Raw genomic sequence first — 15,063 nt, 5'->3', positions numbered from 1 at the left:
TGTTGTTATTGCTTGCCAGTTGTGACACCGCGCAGGCGCAGCGCATAACCGTTGGGGTAGCGCAGGTCTGCAGCTTCCAGGTCACCCTGGTAGCGCCGCGTCAACTCTGAAACCGTGCTGACAAAGGGCTGCACGCGTTGGGTGATGTCTGCCGGTGTGCCACGACCCAAGTCCAAGTGCACATTGCCCGACAACACGGCGTGCCAGCCGCCTTGCTCGCTCATGCGCAGGCTTTGCACGGTTTTGCCAAGCGGCACCACAGCTTGGTTGATGGACAAATAGGCTTGGTAGATATCGCGCGCCTGCTCTGGTGCGCCGTCTAGTACTGGCCACTGACTGGCGTCGCTGACGGCATCGTCGGCACTGGCCTCAAACAACTCACCGTAGTTGTTCACCAGGCGCTGCGCGCCTACTTCACCCCACCAGGCACGCGCCTGGTGTTCTTCAATGGTGATGCGCAAATGGCTTGGGAAGGCGCGCTGCACCACGGCTTTGCGCACCCAGGGCATGTCTTCCACCAAGACTTGCATACGCCCTACATCCACACTTAAAAAGCTTCCCGCCATGCGACCGTTCAGTTGCGCGCGCAGTGCTGGTGCGCTTTGGTGCACCACATCGCCCACCAACACCAGCGAGCGAACAGGCCATGCCGGGTGGCGGTATGCCCACTGCCCCAGTACGAACAAGCTCAGGCACACCAACACCAGCAGCAGCAGCCGGCTTAGTGCGTCCATTACGCGAACGTCTACTGGGGTTGAGGGCATGTTCAAGGTCACTGCACGCCTCCGGTGGCTGCAGCTGGCAAGGCGTTGTCTAACGCAGCCATGCCCAATATGTACAAACACAGCTCGGCGTAGGGCAGATTCGCCACGCCAGCCGACATGGGCACCAACGAGTGACCAGTCATGCCCGGTGATGTATTGATCTCCAGCAGGTAAGGCTTGCGCGTGGCGGCGTCAATCATCACGTCTACCCTGCCCCAGGCGCGCACGCCCAATGTGCAGTAAGCACTCAGAATCAGCTCTTTTATGGCTGCCTCTTCGCCAGCGGGCAAGTGACAAGGCACTATGTATTGCGTGTCGTTGGTGAAGTATTTGTTGTTGTAGTCGTAGTTGCCGTCTGGCGCTTTGATATGAATCACCGGCAACGCCACCGCTTGTGAGCCCGTGCCCACCACGGGACAAGTCACTTCGTCGCCACTGATGAACTGTTCACACAAAACCTCGGGGTCATGTTGCGCGGCCAAGTTGTAGGCCAACTCGCATTGATCGGCATGCTCGACTTTGGTCAGGCCAATGGTGGATCCTTCGCGCGCTGGCTTGACAATCATGGGCGAGCCAAGCGTTGCAAAAGCTTGCTGCGTGGCGTGCACACTGTCTACCAGCGCCCAGGCCGGCGTGGGCAAACCTTCCGAGCGCCAGATGCGCTTGGTCATGACTTTGTCCATGGCCACGCTGGATGCCATCACGCCCGCGCCGGTGTAGGGAATGCCCATTAGCTCCAAGGCACCTTGTACCGTACCGTCTTCGCCAAAGCGGCCATGCAGCGCAATAAAGCAGCGCTCAAAGCCTTGCGCCTTGAGCTGCTGCAAGTCTTGATGTGCGGGGTCAAAGGCATGCGCGTTAACGCCCAGGCTTTGCAGCGCACTGAGCACGCCCTGGCCAGACATCAATGAGACTTCGCGTTCGGCGGAATGTCCGCCCATCAGCACGGCGACTTTGCCCATGGCTTTTGCATCAGGCAGCGGCCAGCGCTGTTGGTTGTGTGTGCTGGTGCTCATGCGCTCACCTGCTGCGCCACTGGTTGCGATTTGGCCAACTCCAGCACTTGGGCTGGTACGGCGGCCACGCTGCCTGCGCCCATGCACAGCAACACGTCACCATCCTGCGCGCTGGCCAACGCTGTTTGGGCCAGGTCAGTGACAGACTCTACAAATTGTGGCTCCAGCACACCGCCCACGCGTATGGCTCTGGCCAGGGCGCGCGCGTCTGCAGCCACTATCGGTGTTTCACCTGCGGCGTAGACCTCTGTGAGCAGTACCGCATCGGCCTGTGCAATGACTTTGACAAAGTCTTCAAAGCAGTCGCGTGTGCGGCTGTAGCGGTGCGGCTGAAATGCCAACACCAACCTACGCCCAGGATAGGCGCCACGTGCAGCAGCCAGAGTGGCCGCCATCTCTACGGGGTGATGGCCGTAGTCGTCTACCACTGTCATAAGCCCGCCTTGCGGCAGTGTCACGTCACCGTACAACTGGAAGCGTCTGCCCACGCCGGTAAATGCAGCCAAGGCCGCCTGCACGTCGGCATCTGCCAAGCCAATTTCGTAGGCCACGCCAATGGCGGCCAGTGCATTCAATACATTGTGCTGGCCGGGCAGGTTCAACACCACCGGCATGTCTGGCAACGCCTCAGGCATGCGGCGCTTAACGGTAAAGTGCATTTGCCCGCCCACCGCCCTGATGTCGGTGGCTTGCAGTTGCGCATCGTCGCTTAGTCCGTATGTCACCACGGGACGCGCGATATCGGCCAAGATGTCGCGCACCGCTGGGCTGTCTACACACACCACGGCGGCGCCGTAAAACGGCATGCGGTGCAAAAACTCCACGAATGCCTTTTTCAGGTTGCCAAAGTCATGGCCATAGGTGTCCATGTGGTCTGCGTCAATATTGGTGACCACAGACAAAATGGGCAGTAGATTGAGGAATGAGGCGTCAGACTCGTCAGCCTCTACCACTATGTATTCGCCAGTACCCAGCTTGGCGTTGGTGCCCGCGCTGTTCAAGCGCCCGCCAATTACAAAGGTGGGGTCTGCACCGGCTTGCGCCAATACGCTGGCCACCAGGCTGGTGGTGGTGGTTTTGCCGTGTGTCCCTGCGATGGCCACGCCTTTTTTCATGCGCATGAGCTCAGCCAACATCACCGCACGCGGTACCACGGGTATCAGCAGCGTGCGCGCAGCAACAACCTCCGGGTTGTCGGCTTTAACGGCGGTAGACGTCACCACTGCATGCGCACCCACGATGTGCTGCGCGTCGTGGCCCACATGTACCGTGGCACCCATGGCACGCAAGTGCTGCACAGAAGCGCCTTCACTCAAGTCGCTGCCAGACACGGTGTAGCCCAGGTTCATGAGCACTTCAGCAATGCCGCTCATGCCAGAGCCGCCAATGCCTACAAAGTGAATGTGTTTAATCACGTGCTTCATCACACGCCTTCCTCTCGCAATAGCTGCACGGCTTGCACAATGGCTTGCACGGCTTCTGTCTGGGCAACCGCACTGGCGTTCTGGCCGCACTGCGTCAGTTGCTCTCTGGTCAAACCCGCCAGCCAGTTCGCCAGCCAATGAGGACTTAGCTCTGTTTGCTGCACCAGCCAAGCCGCTTGTGCCTGCACCAGGAACTGCGCGTTGGCGGTTTGGTGGTCGTCCACCGCGTGCGGAAAAGGTACCAACAGGGCAGGCGCACCCACTGCTGTCAGCTCTGTGACGGTGCTGGCGCCAGCGCGGCATATCACCACATCGGCACTGGCCATCAGCGTGGCCACGTCGTCAATAAAGGCGCGCAAGTCACCGTCAACGCCAGCGGCAAAGTAGGTGTCGCGCAGCGCGTCAATGTGATTGGCCCCACTTTGGTGAACCACTTGTGGGCGTTGCTGCTGCGGCATCAATGCCAGCGCTGCGGGCACTGCATCATTTAACGCCTTGGCGCCCAGGCTGCCGCCCAATACCAAGACCTTTAGTGGGCCGGTGCGCTGCGCGTAGCGCTGCTGCGCGGGTTGCTGCATCAAAAACTCACTGCGCATGGGGTTGCCCACCCACTCGCCCTTGGGCAAAACGTTGGGGAAGGCGGTGAATACGCGCCTGGCTATGTGAGACAGGTAGCGGTTGGCCATGCCTGCGATGGCGTTTTGCTCGTGCAACACAATGGGCACGCCGCACATGCGCGCCGCAGCCGCACCGGGCACTGTGATAAAGCCACCAAGCCCTATCACCACATCAGGCTGCAGGCTTTGCATGATGCGTCTGGCCTGCGCTATGGCTTTCACCAACTTGAACGGCGCGGCGAGCAGGGTCTTGATGCCTTTGCCACGCACACCCGCAAACGCCACCAGTTCCAGCGGTATGTTGTACGTGGGCACCACGCGGGCCTCCATGCTGGCGGGTGCGCCCAGCCAATGCACGCGCCAGCCTTTGGCAATGAGGTCTTTGGCTACGGCCAAGCCTGGGAAGATGTGTCCACCAGTGCCGCCAGCCATGATCAAGGCGCAGGGCTTTTGCAGGCTTGTCAGTGTGGCGTTCATGCGCGGCCTCCTCGCATGAGTTGGCGGTTTTCGTGGTCAATGCGCAGCACCACCGCCAATGCAATCAGGTTTAGCAAAATGGCCGAGCCTCCGTAGCTCATGAGCGGCAGGGTCAAGCCCTTGGTGGGCAAAGCGCCCAAGTTCACACCAATGTTGATGAAGGCTTGAAAGCCAATCCACATGCCCACACCTTGCGCCACCAGGCCGCTGAACACCTGATCCAGGGCAATGGCTTGACGCCCAATTTGCACAATGCGCCGCGTCATCCACATGAACACCACAATGACAATCAGCACGCCCAGCAGGCCAAACTCTTCGCCCAGTACCGCCATTAAAAAGTCGGTGTGCGCCTCGGGTAGCCAGCTGAGCTTTTCAACGCTGCCGCCCAGGCCCACGCCAAACAACTCGCCACGGCCAAATGCAATCAATGAGTGCGACAACTGGTAGCCTTTGTCCCAGGCGTGCTCTTCGCTCCACGGGTCAAGATAGGCAAAAATGCGGGCACGACGCCAGTCGCTAAGCCACACCATGGCGGCGAATGCGCCCACAATCAAGGTGCTGAACAAAAAGAACACCTTGGCGTTGACGCCGCCTAAAAACAGGATGCCCATGGCGATCACCACGATCACCAAGAATGCACCCATGTCTGGCTCGGCCAACAACAACACGCCGGTCAGTGCCATGGCCACGCCCATGGGTGTCACCGCGCGCATGAACTTCTCTTTAATGGCCATCTTGCGCACCATGTAGCTGGCCGCGTACAGCACCACTGCAAATTTGGCCAACTCAGACGGCTGGAAGTTGAAAAAGCCCAGTGAAATCCAGCGTTGTGCGCCATTCACGCCCTTGCCAATAAACGGTATCAAGACCAGCACCAGCAATACCAGTGCAAACACAAACAAGTGGTTGGCGTATTGCTCCCACTTGGCCATGGGCACCTGGAAAGCCAGCACGGCCGCAACCACACCAATACAAATAGCGATGCTGTGGCGCAATACAAAATGTGTGGCTGAGTAATTGGCAAAGCGTGGGCCGTCAGGCAAGGCTACTGTGGCCGAGTACACCATGACCAGGCCCCACATCACCATGGACAACACCACCCACAGCAGCGCTTTGTCAAAGCCATGCTCTCGCACTTCCAGTGGGCGGCTGCGCACAAAGTCGCGGCTGTTCACGCGCACCGGTATGTACTCTGGCTTAGGCGTTTGCTCTGTGCTGCCAAACAAGCCCCACCATGCGGCGCAATGCGCTCGCCAGTTTGCTGCCAACGGCTGGCCTGTTTCTGGGGTTGGCGCGTGCCTGACTCATGACAGCTCCACGCCTGCATCGGCGGCCAGGTCAGACACCGCTTGCGTAAAAACGCGTGCGCGGTGGGCGTAGTTGTCAAACATGTCAAAGCTGGCGCAAGCGGGCGACAGCAACACCGCATCGCCGGTTTGCGCCTGCGCTTGGCTGATGGTCACAGCATGCGCCATGTCTGTAGCGTCTAGCAATGGCACACCTGTGCTGGCCAATGCCTGGCGAATAGCTGGCGCGTCGCGACCTATCAACACCACGGCACGCGCATATTGAGCCACGGCGGCGTTCAATGGCGTGAAGTCCTGGCCTTTGCCGTCACCACCCAAAATCACCACCAAACGGCGCTCGTTACCCAAGCCTTTGATGGCGGCCAGGGTTGCACCAACATTGGTGCCTTTGCTGTCGTCAAAATACTCCACATCGTTCACCACAGCCACAGACTGCATGCGGTGCGCCTCGCCTGTGTACTCACGCAAGCCGTGCAGCATGGCGGCCAAGTCAGCGCCTGTGCTGGTGGCCAGGGCCAAGGCCAGCAAGGCGTTGGTCGCGTTGTGCTGCCCCCTGATGCGCAGCGCGTCCGCTGGCATCAAGCGCTGCATGTACACCTCAACTGGCGCGGCTACCTGGCCGCGTTTGGGCTTTTGTATGGTGTCATCGAGTGGCTGCGCGCGTACCAGCCAGGTCAGGCCATTGGTAGTGTCCAGACCCCAGTCGCCTACGCGCGTGGGTGTGTCGGTGCCAAAGCTGGCCCACTTGGCATGGGGCGCAACGGCCTCACCACGCTTGGGCACTGCGGGCGGCTCTGGCTGAAACTGCATGACTTGCGGATCGTCACGGTTTAACAGGCGCAGACCCAGGTTGCCAAACACATGACCTTTGGCAGCTACATAGCTGGCCATGTCACCGTGCCAGTCCAGGTGGTCTTGGCTGATGTTGACTATGGTTGCACTGTCGGGCTGCAAACTGGTGCAATGGTCTAACTGAAAACTGGACAGCTCCAATACCCACACCTGCGGCCAGCGACCTTCGTCCAGGCATGCGCTCAAGGCGTCCAGCAAGGATGGCGCAATATTGCCAGCCGCGATAGCGTCTACGCCGGCGCGCTGCAACAACTGTGCGGTCAAGGCGCATACCGTCGTTTTGCCATTGGTACCTGTTACGGCCAACACTTTGGGCTTGCGGCTGATGGGCGCGGCAGGCTCAATGGGGCACTCGTGGGCCTCAACGCCGTCGCCTTCTACATCGCCTTCTGCATCGCCTTCAACTTCGTCATTCTTTATGTCGTCGTCTGGCCCTTCTTGGTCGTCATCCATTGCTGAAACGTCAGCGACCGCTTCCGTCACCGCTTCATCTACGGTTTCATTCAAGGCTTGGGCCTGCGCCAACATGGCTTGGTCGTCATCGGCGGGCGCTGACTCAACCGCCGGCAGGTCTGGCGGGGGCTCATGGTCTATGAGGCCTTGCACAAACAAGTCCACCTCGTTGCCATAGATCACGCCGTTGGCATCGCACCAGCTACGCACCTCATGCAGCTGTGCGGGTGACAAGCCTGGGCTGCGGTAAACGGCGCCCCAGTTGCTAGATGCCATTAGCGTGCTGTCAAATGCGCACTGCACAAAGCTCAACTGCGGCCAGGCTGTTTGTAGCTGCTGCAAGCGCGCTGTGTCCTGACGTGTGTCAGCCACCGTAACCTGTGCGCCCATGCGCACGCACCAACGCGCCATGGCCAGGCCAGACACGCCTGCGCCCAGGACAAGTACAGCGGATGGTGCGGTTTGCTCAGTCATGGTGCAACACAATTAGCGCAGCTTCAAGGTTGACAAACCCACCAGGCACAACAGCATGGTGATGATCCAGAAACGCACAACCACTTGGGTTTCGCGCCAGCCTTTTTTCTCAAAATGGTGATGTAGTGGTGCCATTTGCAGCAGCCGCCTGCCTTGGCCAAAGCGGCGCTTGGTGTACTTGAAGTAACTCACCTGCAGCATCACAGACAATGCCTCCACCACGAAGATGCCGCCCATGATGGCCAGCACAATTTCCTGGCGCACGATGACGGCAATGGTGCCCAGGGCCGCGCCCAGGGCCAGCGCGCCCACGTCGCCCATAAACACTTGCGCGGGGTGGGTGTTGAACCACAAAAACGCCAATCCTGCACCCGCCATGGCCGCACAAAAAATCAACAACTCGCCAGTGCCAGGGATGTTGGGCAGCAGCAAATAGCGTGAGAAATTGGCGTTGCCGGTGATGTAGGCAAACAAACCCAATGCAGAGCCCACCATGACGACAGGCATGATGGCCAAGCCGTCCAGCCCGTCGGTCAAGTTGACCGCGTTGCTTGAGCCCACAATCACCAAGTAGGTCAGCACCACAAAGCCAAGCACACCCAATGGGTAAGTCACAGACTTGAAGAACGGCACTTGCAAACTGGCGGTGGACGGCAAGTCCACGTTAAAGCCAGATTGCACCCAGGTGACAAACAACTCCCACACGCGTGCGTTGGAGCCTTCAGAAATACTAAAGACCAAGGCCAGCGCGGCCAGCAAGCCTATGAGCGACTGCCACATGTACTTCTCGCGCGAACGCATGCCCTCTGGGTCTTTGGCGACCACTTTGCGCCAATCATCAACCCAGCCAATGGCGCCAAATGCCAAGGTAACAATGAGCACAATCCACATAAAGCGGTTGTTCCAGTGTGACCACAGCAAGGTGGACAGCGTGATGGCCAGCAAAATCAACACACCGCCCATGGTGGGTGTGCCACTTTTAATGAGGTGGGTTTGCATGGCGTAGTCGCGAATGGGCTGGCCTATTTTCAAGGCGCTCAGGCGGCGAATGACGGCAGGACCTGCAACCAAACCAATCAGCAACGCAGTCAGCGCGGCCATCACCGCCCTGAACGTGAGGTACTGGAACACCCGTAAAAATCCAAAATGAGGGGACAGGCCTTGTAGCCAATCTGCCAAATTAAGCAGCATGAGCCGCTCCTTCCTGTTGTTCTGTATCTGCCGGGCCTTCGGTGGGCCACGCGTGTTCCAGGCTTTGCACCACGCGCTCCATGCGCATAAAGCGTGAACCTTTCACCAGCACACTGGCTGCTTGCCCACCCAGCTGCGGTGCGGCCTTGGCGAGTTCATCGACGTTGGCATGCCACTGCACAAGCGACTGGGTTGGGCCTGCTTGCTGCACCACTTGCTGCCACCAGTCGCCCGCCACGTCTATACGTTCAATGCCTGCGCCGAGTGCTGTTTGCAACACCTCCTGGTGGTAAGCCAGACCTTGCTCGCCTACCTCGCCCATGTCGCCCAATACCAGCCAGCGTGGTGCAGGCATGGCAGCCAACACAGACAGGGCGGCTTGCACAGAGTCTGGGTTGGCGTTGTAGGTGTCATCGACCAGGCCTACGGTTTGCGCGCCGCGTCGCAACAACGCAGCGCGTGAGCGACCACTTACTGCCTTAAAGGCTTTTAAACCCTGGTCCACAGCCGCAAGCGATACGCCGCTGGCTAGGGCGCAAGCAGCTGCGGCCAAAGCGTTGCGCACATTGTGTTGACCGGCCAAAGCCACGCAGGTGCTGAGTTCGCCCATTGGCGTTATCATCTGCACGCTCCATGCCGAGCCCAGCCATGTGGCCTTGCCAAATACGGTGGCGTCTTGGTCTTTGTCCGAGAACGTCCACACCTGACAGTCACGGTCCAAGGCTTGCACGGCATCGCGCCAACTGTGGGTGTAATGGTCGTCAGACGGAAACACGGCGGCGCCGTGCGAGGCCAGCGCACCAAACACGCAGGCGTTTTCTGCAGCGACCGCATCGACGCTGTGCATAAACTCCAAATGCTCGCGCTGTGCGTTGTTTACCAAGGCCACGGTAGGCTTGGCCATCGCAGCCAAACCAGCTATTTCACCGGGGTGGTTCATGCCCAGCTCAACCACAGCACTGGCGTGATACTTGCGCAAGCGCAGCAGCGTCAGAGGCACACCAATGTCGTTGTTGAAGTTGCCTGCAGTTGCCAAGGCCTTGTCGCCATGCGCTGCGCGCAATATGGACGCCACCATTTGCGTCACCGTGGTTTTGCCGTTGCTGCCGGTGACCGCAATCAGCGGCAAGTCCAAGGTGTTGCGCCACAGGCCAGCCCACTGCCCCAGGGCTTGTCGGGTGTCTGGCACTTGTGCACCGGCCAGGTTGGCCTGGGCCAAACCGTGGCTGGCCAATGCGACTTGCACGCCAGCGCTGCTGACTTGTGGCAAGTAACTGTGCGCGTCAAAACGCTCGCCTTTCAGGGCTACAAAGCAATCGGCAGCTTGCAAACTGCGCGTATCGCTGTGCACACGCGCGACAGAACTATCAGCGGGCAAGTTGCGCAACCAGTCATCCACGCGCGCCTGGTCAACCATGACGGCATTTGGCAACTGCGCCAGCAGCGCCACTGGGTGTTGGGCCTGCAAGACACTCATTGCAGGCCTCCTGTTGGACGCAAGCTACGCAGAGCGGCACTGGCCACTTGCACATCTGAAAATGGCATGCGAACGCCAGCAATTTCCTGGTAGTCTTCGTGGCCCTTGCCGGCGATCAGCAACACGTCACCTCTATTGGCTTTGGCCACGGCCGTGGCAATGGCTTGTGCACGGTCGACTTGTTGCAACACGGTTTTGCTGCTGGCTGGATCGTGCGCCAAGGCTGCACTCATGAGCTGGTCAACAATGGTTTGCGGCTCCTCGGTGCGCGGGTTGTCGCTGGTAAACACCACGGCGTCTGCATAATCTAGCGCAGCTTGCGCCATAGGTGCGCGTTTACCGGTGTCTCTGTCACCACCACAACCCATCACACACCACAGGCGCTGACCATTGCCCTGCACCATGGGGCGCACGGCTTGCAGTGCCTGCACCAATGCGTCAGGGGTGTGGGCATAGTCCACCAGCACACTGATGTCTGAGCGGCCAACGTCTACCAACTGCATGCGCCCGGGCACTGCCTCCAGGTTGTGGCTACTGGCGCACGCGGCGGCCAAGTCAATGCCCAGCGCGCGCATGCTGGCCAGCACGCCAAGCATGTTGCTCACGTTGTAGTTGCCCACTATGGGCAAGTCCAGACTATGCGTTTCAAGCAACTGGGCGTCTTTGTATTCGCTCACGTCAAAGGCTGTGCCTGTTGGCGTAGCGCGTATGTTGTGCCCTATCAAGCGAGGCTGTTGTACGACACCATTTTGTGCTGCCAGGCCAATCGTCCACACATCCAGCTGGCCCGCCAACTCTTGAGCCAAGGCTGCACCATGTGCGTCGTCTATGTTCACAACGGCGGCTTGCAGGCCTGGCCAGTTAAACAAGGCGCGCTTGGCTTGCCAGTAGTTGTCCATGTTGGCGTGGTAGTCCAGGTGGTCTTGCGACAAATTGGTAAATACCGCCACACGCACTGCAGTGCCCGCCATGCGCGCCTCAGCCAGGCCAATGCTGGATGCCTCTATCGCACATGCTGCAACACCTTGGTCCACCAAACTGCGCAGCGTTTGCTGCAAACGAATGGGATCTGGCGTGGTCAGCCCTGTTTGAGCCAGGTTGCGCATACTACCCACACCCAAGGTGCCTACCAGGCCACAGTCCTGGCCAGCGGCGCTTAGCGCTTGTGCCAACCACCATGTGGTGGATGTTTTACCGTTGGTACCGGTCACGGCCACCACGTTCAACTGGCCGCTGGGCTGCTGATAAAACAGGCTTGCAATATCGCCGCACATGGTCTTCAGGCCACTGACCAAAGCAACGCGCGCGTCATCCAGCAGCGCCACTGGCAACGCGCTATTGGCTGCGTCACGTGCCTCTACCAATGCCGCAACCGCGCCTTTTGAAAATGCGCCGGCAACAAAAGCGCGGGCATCGGTGGCATAGCCAGGCCACGCCACAAAGGCATCGCCAGTCTCAACAGCCCGGCTATCAGCGCACAACTGCTGTACCTTGCGCGCGTGCAACCACTGCACCACGGCTTGCGGTGTGTCTAGCGTGTGTTGTGCGGCTGCGTTCAAAACGACTCCTCCACACCCACTGCGTTGATATTGGGCTGCACCGCTTGATCGGGCTGCAAACCCATGATGCGCAGCGTGTTTTGAACGGTTTGGCTAAACACAGGTGCGGCCACCAAGCCACCATAAAACTGGCCTTTGCGCGGCTCGTCAATCATCACGGCCACCACCACGCGCGGCTTGTCGGCTGGTGCATAGCCCACAAAAAATGCGTGGTACTTCTGTACGTAATTTTTGCCTTCAACCTTGCGCGCCGTACCGGTTTTACCGGCTACCGAGTAGCCCAGGGTTTGCGCTTTTGGGGCCGTGCCTTCATCGCCAGTGGCCAGGACCAGCATGTCACGCATTTGCCTTGCCACTTCAGGCGTGAACACAGGTATGCCCGTGACAGGCTTGGTGCTTTTCAGCATGGTGATGGGTGCCATGTCGCCATTGCGGGCAAACACCGTATAGGCACGCGCCAACTGAAACAAGGAGGCAGACAGGCCATAGCCGTAACTCATGGTGGCTTTTTCCACCGTGCGCCAAGACTCGTAGCTGCGCAGTCTGCCCGCGGCCGCACCCGGAAAGGGCACTATGGGCTTTTGCCCAATACCCACTTCGGTAAAGGTTTGCCACATGGCTTGCGCAGGCAAGTCCATGGCAATCTTGACCGTACCCACGTTGCTGGATTTCTCGACAATTTGCGCCACGCTCAACACGCCGTGTTCGTGTGAGTCGCTGATACGATGGCGGCCAATTTCAATGTAGCCCGGCGCGGTTTGGAATTTGGTTTGCGGCGTTACTGTGCCGCGTTGCAAAGCCAATGCCACAGCAAACGGCTTGATGGTTGAGCCGGGCTCAAAGGTGTCTGTGATGGCGCGGTTGCGCAACAACGCACCTGTTAGCTGCCGCCTGTCGCTGGGGTCGTAGCTGGGGTAGTTGGCCATGGCCAGCACTTCGCCGCTTTGTGCGTCCAACACCACGGCGCTGCCGCTTTTGGCATTGTGTGCGGTCACCGCATTACGCAGCTGGTCATAGGCAAAAAACTGCACTTTGCTATCAATGGACAGCTGCACATCTTGGCCATTCACGGCGGGGACGATGTCACGCAAGTCCTCAATGATGGCGCCGGCCCTGTCCTTGATCACGCGACGTGAACCAGCATGGCCAGACAGCTGGGTATTAAACGCCAGCTCCACGCCCTCCAAGCCTTTGTTTTCAATGTTGGTGAATCCCACCACGTGTGCAGCGGCCGCACCCTCCGGGTATTGGCGCTTGTACTCCTTGGTGTCGGACACACCCTTGATACCCAGCGCCTTGATGCGCTCGCGCGTGGCCTCGTCTACTTGGCGTTTGATATACACAAAACCACCGCTGGAGCTCTTGATACGCGCTGCAACAGTACTTTTGCTCATACCCAACAACTTGGCCAACTCGCCAATTTTGGGGCTTGCAGCGTCACCGCCGTCTACCCAAATGCCATAGGCTGGCACGCTGCTGGCCAGTATCAAACCGTTGCGGTCCAGCACTCGACCTCTGCTGGGTGGCAGCTCAATGGTGCGGGCAAAGCGTGCCTCGCCTTGCTTTTGAAAAAAGTCGTTGCCTATCACTTGCACGTATACGGCGCGCCCGGCAAGCCCCACAAAGGCCACACCCAACATTGCCAGCACAAAGCGGCTGCGCCACACAGGTGTGCGACTGGCCAACAACGGGCTGGCACTGTAGGCAATGGTGTGGCGACTGGTACTCATTGCGCAGCCCCGCTTTGCGCTGCAGTTGGCGCACCAGGCGTGCTCACGTACTCGGTAATGCTTGGGTCTGGCGCTCGCATGCCCAGACGTTTGGCGGCTATGGTTTGCACACGTCCGGGCGCGGCTTCGCCGCGGCGCTGCACACGCAAGGATTCAAAGTCGCTGGCGAGTTGGCGCGCAGTCGATGAGGCTTGGTCAACCTCGTTGTACAAACGCCTTGACTGGTACTGCGTGTTGACCAGCGTAAAAGCCGTCGCCAAGACGGCAATGACCAGCACGGCGTTCACGCGTATCAAAGCGCCACCTCTGTACGTTTGGCTACGCGCATCACCGCACTGCGTGAGCGGGGGTTGACCGCCACCTCTTGAGCGCTGGCTTTCACACGACCCAAGGCCTCCAACCTGAGTGGCGCAGGCGGTGCAAACAGTGCTTTGCGGTCCACCACCTCGCGCGCGTGCCTGGCAATAAACTGCTTCACAATGCGGTCTTCCAACGAGTGAAAGCTGATCACCACCAAGCGGCCGTCGGGCTTTAGCAGACTTAAAGAGGCCTCTAGCGCTTGTTGCAACTCCTCAAGCTCGGCGTTGATGAAAATCCGAAAAGCCTGAAATGTCCGCGTTGCAGGATCCTTGCCCGGCTCGCGGGTTTTGACCGCGCCAGCCACGACTTGGGCCAGCTCGAGGGTGGTTCGAATAGCGCCCCGCTCCTGTCGGCAGCGATCAATCGCCTTTGAAATCTGTACAGCAAACCGTTCTTCGCCATATTCACGAATCACCTCCGTTATTTCAGTTAGGGGAGCATCTTTTAACCAGTCGGCAACACTGATGCCGCGCGTGGTGTCCATGCGCATGTCTAGCGGGCCGTCTTTGCGAAACGAAAAACCGCGCGAACCATCGTCCAGCTGCGGCGAGCTCACACCCAAGTCCATTAACAGGCCGTCAACGCTGGCGTCTGGCAAATCGGCAATGGTGTGAAAAGCCTGGTGGCGAATGGCAAAGCGCGTATCGCTCCACGTGTTGGCGTGCTCAACGGCTTGTGGATCGCGGTCTACGCCCAACAAACTGCCTTGCTCACCCAAGTGCTTGAGAATCAGCGCCGAATGCCCACCGCGCCCAAAAGTGGCATCGATATAACGACCATCGGGCTTTATGTTTAGGGCATCTACCGCTTCGTGCAACAAAACGGTTTCGTGAGACCAGGACGTATTCAAAGCTGCGCCTTAGAAGGAGAAGTCTTTGAACACATCGGGCATATCGCCCTTCATGGCCTGCGCCTCTTGGTGAGCGTAAGCGCGGCCATCCCACAATTCAAAATAGCTGCCCATGCCCAGCAGCATCACGTCTTTTTCTATGCCGGAGGCGGCGCGCAGCTCTGGCGAGATCAGCACACGCGAAGTGCCATCCATCTCTACGTCTGAAGCGTTGCCCAGGAAAATGCGCTTCCACCACTGCGCCTGCATGGGCAAGGCGGCAATGCGGCCACGAAACTCTTCCCAAGCCGGGCGGGGAAACACCATCAAGCAACCATGCGGGTGTTTTGTAATCGTGAGGCATCCTTGCGCGTCGCTTTGCAACGCGTCGCGATACCGGGTAGGCACTGACAGCCGCCCCTTGGCATCGAGATTTAAAGATGAAGCCCCTTGAAACACCGTAATCAATCCTTGAAAAACACTTTTCACCACTAATTGCACTTTTTGACACTTTATCAGGATTTTGTTGCCAT

General features: G+C 59.1%; 13 protein-coding genes. All 13 read right to left on the bottom strand.

What is annotated here, in order from left to right:
• Nucleotides 1-5 precede the first annotated feature (5 nt).
• Nucleotides 6-776 carry a cell division protein FtsQ/DivIB gene (locus LN050_10725; protein ID UFS56190.1) on the bottom strand — a complete coding sequence of 257 codons (771 nt, stop codon included), beginning with the start codon at nucleotides 774-776 and terminating at the stop codon, nucleotides 6-8.
• On the bottom strand, nucleotides 773-1,780 hold the full coding sequence (locus LN050_10720) for a D-alanine--D-alanine ligase (protein ID UFS56189.1): 1,008 nt from the start codon (nucleotides 1,778-1,780) through the stop codon (nucleotides 773-775). The genes LN050_10725 and LN050_10720 overlap by 4 nt, the downstream gene beginning before the upstream one ends.
• The gene (gene murC, locus LN050_10715) at nucleotides 1,777-3,204 is read right to left on the bottom strand and encodes a UDP-N-acetylmuramate--L-alanine ligase (protein ID UFS56188.1); all 1,428 of its coding nucleotides are present in this window, start codon (nucleotides 3,202-3,204) and stop codon (nucleotides 1,777-1,779) included. Before murC ends, LN050_10720 begins: the two co-directional genes overlap by 4 nt.
• Nucleotides 3,204-4,298 carry an undecaprenyldiphospho-muramoylpentapeptide beta-N-acetylglucosaminyltransferase gene (gene murG / locus LN050_10710; protein ID UFS56187.1) on the bottom strand — a complete coding sequence of 365 codons (1,095 nt, stop codon included), beginning with the start codon at nucleotides 4,296-4,298 and terminating at the stop codon, nucleotides 3,204-3,206. The genes murC and murG overlap by 1 nt, the downstream gene beginning before the upstream one ends.
• Nucleotides 4,295-5,524, bottom strand: a complete 1,230-nt coding sequence (gene ftsW, locus LN050_10705; GenBank protein UFS57397.1) for a putative lipid II flippase FtsW — start codon at nucleotides 5,522-5,524, stop codon at nucleotides 4,295-4,297. The genes murG and ftsW overlap by 4 nt, the downstream gene beginning before the upstream one ends.
• A 78-nt stretch (nucleotides 5,525-5,602) precedes the next feature.
• Nucleotides 5,603-7,384 (bottom strand): UDP-N-acetylmuramoyl-L-alanine--D-glutamate ligase, encoded by a 1,782-nt coding sequence (gene murD / locus LN050_10700; GenBank protein ID UFS56186.1) that lies wholly within the window; start codon nucleotides 7,382-7,384, stop codon nucleotides 5,603-5,605.
• Between the two features lie 12 nt (nucleotides 7,385-7,396).
• Nucleotides 7,397-8,575 carry a phospho-N-acetylmuramoyl-pentapeptide-transferase gene (gene mraY, locus LN050_10695; protein ID UFS56185.1) on the bottom strand — a complete coding sequence of 393 codons (1,179 nt, stop codon included), beginning with the start codon at nucleotides 8,573-8,575 and terminating at the stop codon, nucleotides 7,397-7,399.
• Nucleotides 8,565-10,052, bottom strand: coding sequence for a UDP-N-acetylmuramoyl-tripeptide--D-alanyl-D-alanine ligase (gene murF / locus LN050_10690; protein UFS56184.1), 1,488 nt, complete (start codon nucleotides 10,050-10,052; stop codon nucleotides 8,565-8,567). Before murF ends, mraY begins: the two co-directional genes overlap by 11 nt.
• Nucleotides 10,049-11,611, bottom strand: coding sequence for a UDP-N-acetylmuramoyl-L-alanyl-D-glutamate--2,6-diaminopimelate ligase (locus LN050_10685; GenBank protein ID UFS56183.1), 1,563 nt, complete (start codon nucleotides 11,609-11,611; stop codon nucleotides 10,049-10,051). The genes murF and LN050_10685 overlap by 4 nt, the downstream gene beginning before the upstream one ends.
• Nucleotides 11,608-13,341: a penicillin-binding protein 2 gene (locus tag LN050_10680; protein UFS56182.1), complete on the bottom strand. Its 1,734-nt coding sequence runs from the start codon at nucleotides 13,339-13,341 to the stop codon at nucleotides 11,608-11,610. The genes LN050_10685 and LN050_10680 overlap by 4 nt, the downstream gene beginning before the upstream one ends.
• The gene (gene ftsL / locus LN050_10675) at nucleotides 13,338-13,628 is read right to left on the bottom strand and encodes a cell division protein FtsL (GenBank protein ID UFS57396.1); all 291 of its coding nucleotides are present in this window, start codon (nucleotides 13,626-13,628) and stop codon (nucleotides 13,338-13,340) included. Before ftsL ends, LN050_10680 begins: the two co-directional genes overlap by 4 nt.
• A 5-nt stretch (nucleotides 13,629-13,633) precedes the next feature.
• The gene (rsmH, locus tag LN050_10670) at nucleotides 13,634-14,551 is read right to left on the bottom strand and encodes a 16S rRNA (cytosine(1402)-N(4))-methyltransferase RsmH (protein UFS56181.1); all 918 of its coding nucleotides are present in this window, start codon (nucleotides 14,549-14,551) and stop codon (nucleotides 13,634-13,636) included.
• A 9-nt stretch (nucleotides 14,552-14,560) separates the two neighbouring features.
• A complete protein-coding gene (mraZ, locus tag LN050_10665) occupies nucleotides 14,561-14,989 on the bottom strand; it encodes a division/cell wall cluster transcriptional repressor MraZ (GenBank protein UFS56180.1) in 429 nt (142 codons plus the stop codon).
• Nucleotides 14,990-15,063: the final 74 nt, after the last annotated feature.

Source organism: Comamonadaceae bacterium M7527 (assembly GCA_021044545.1).
GTDB lineage: Bacteria > Pseudomonadota > Gammaproteobacteria > Burkholderiales > Burkholderiaceae_C > RS62.
The sequence above is the reverse complement of the archived record's forward strand: the minus strand, read 5'-3'. Positions and strand labels throughout refer to the sequence as shown.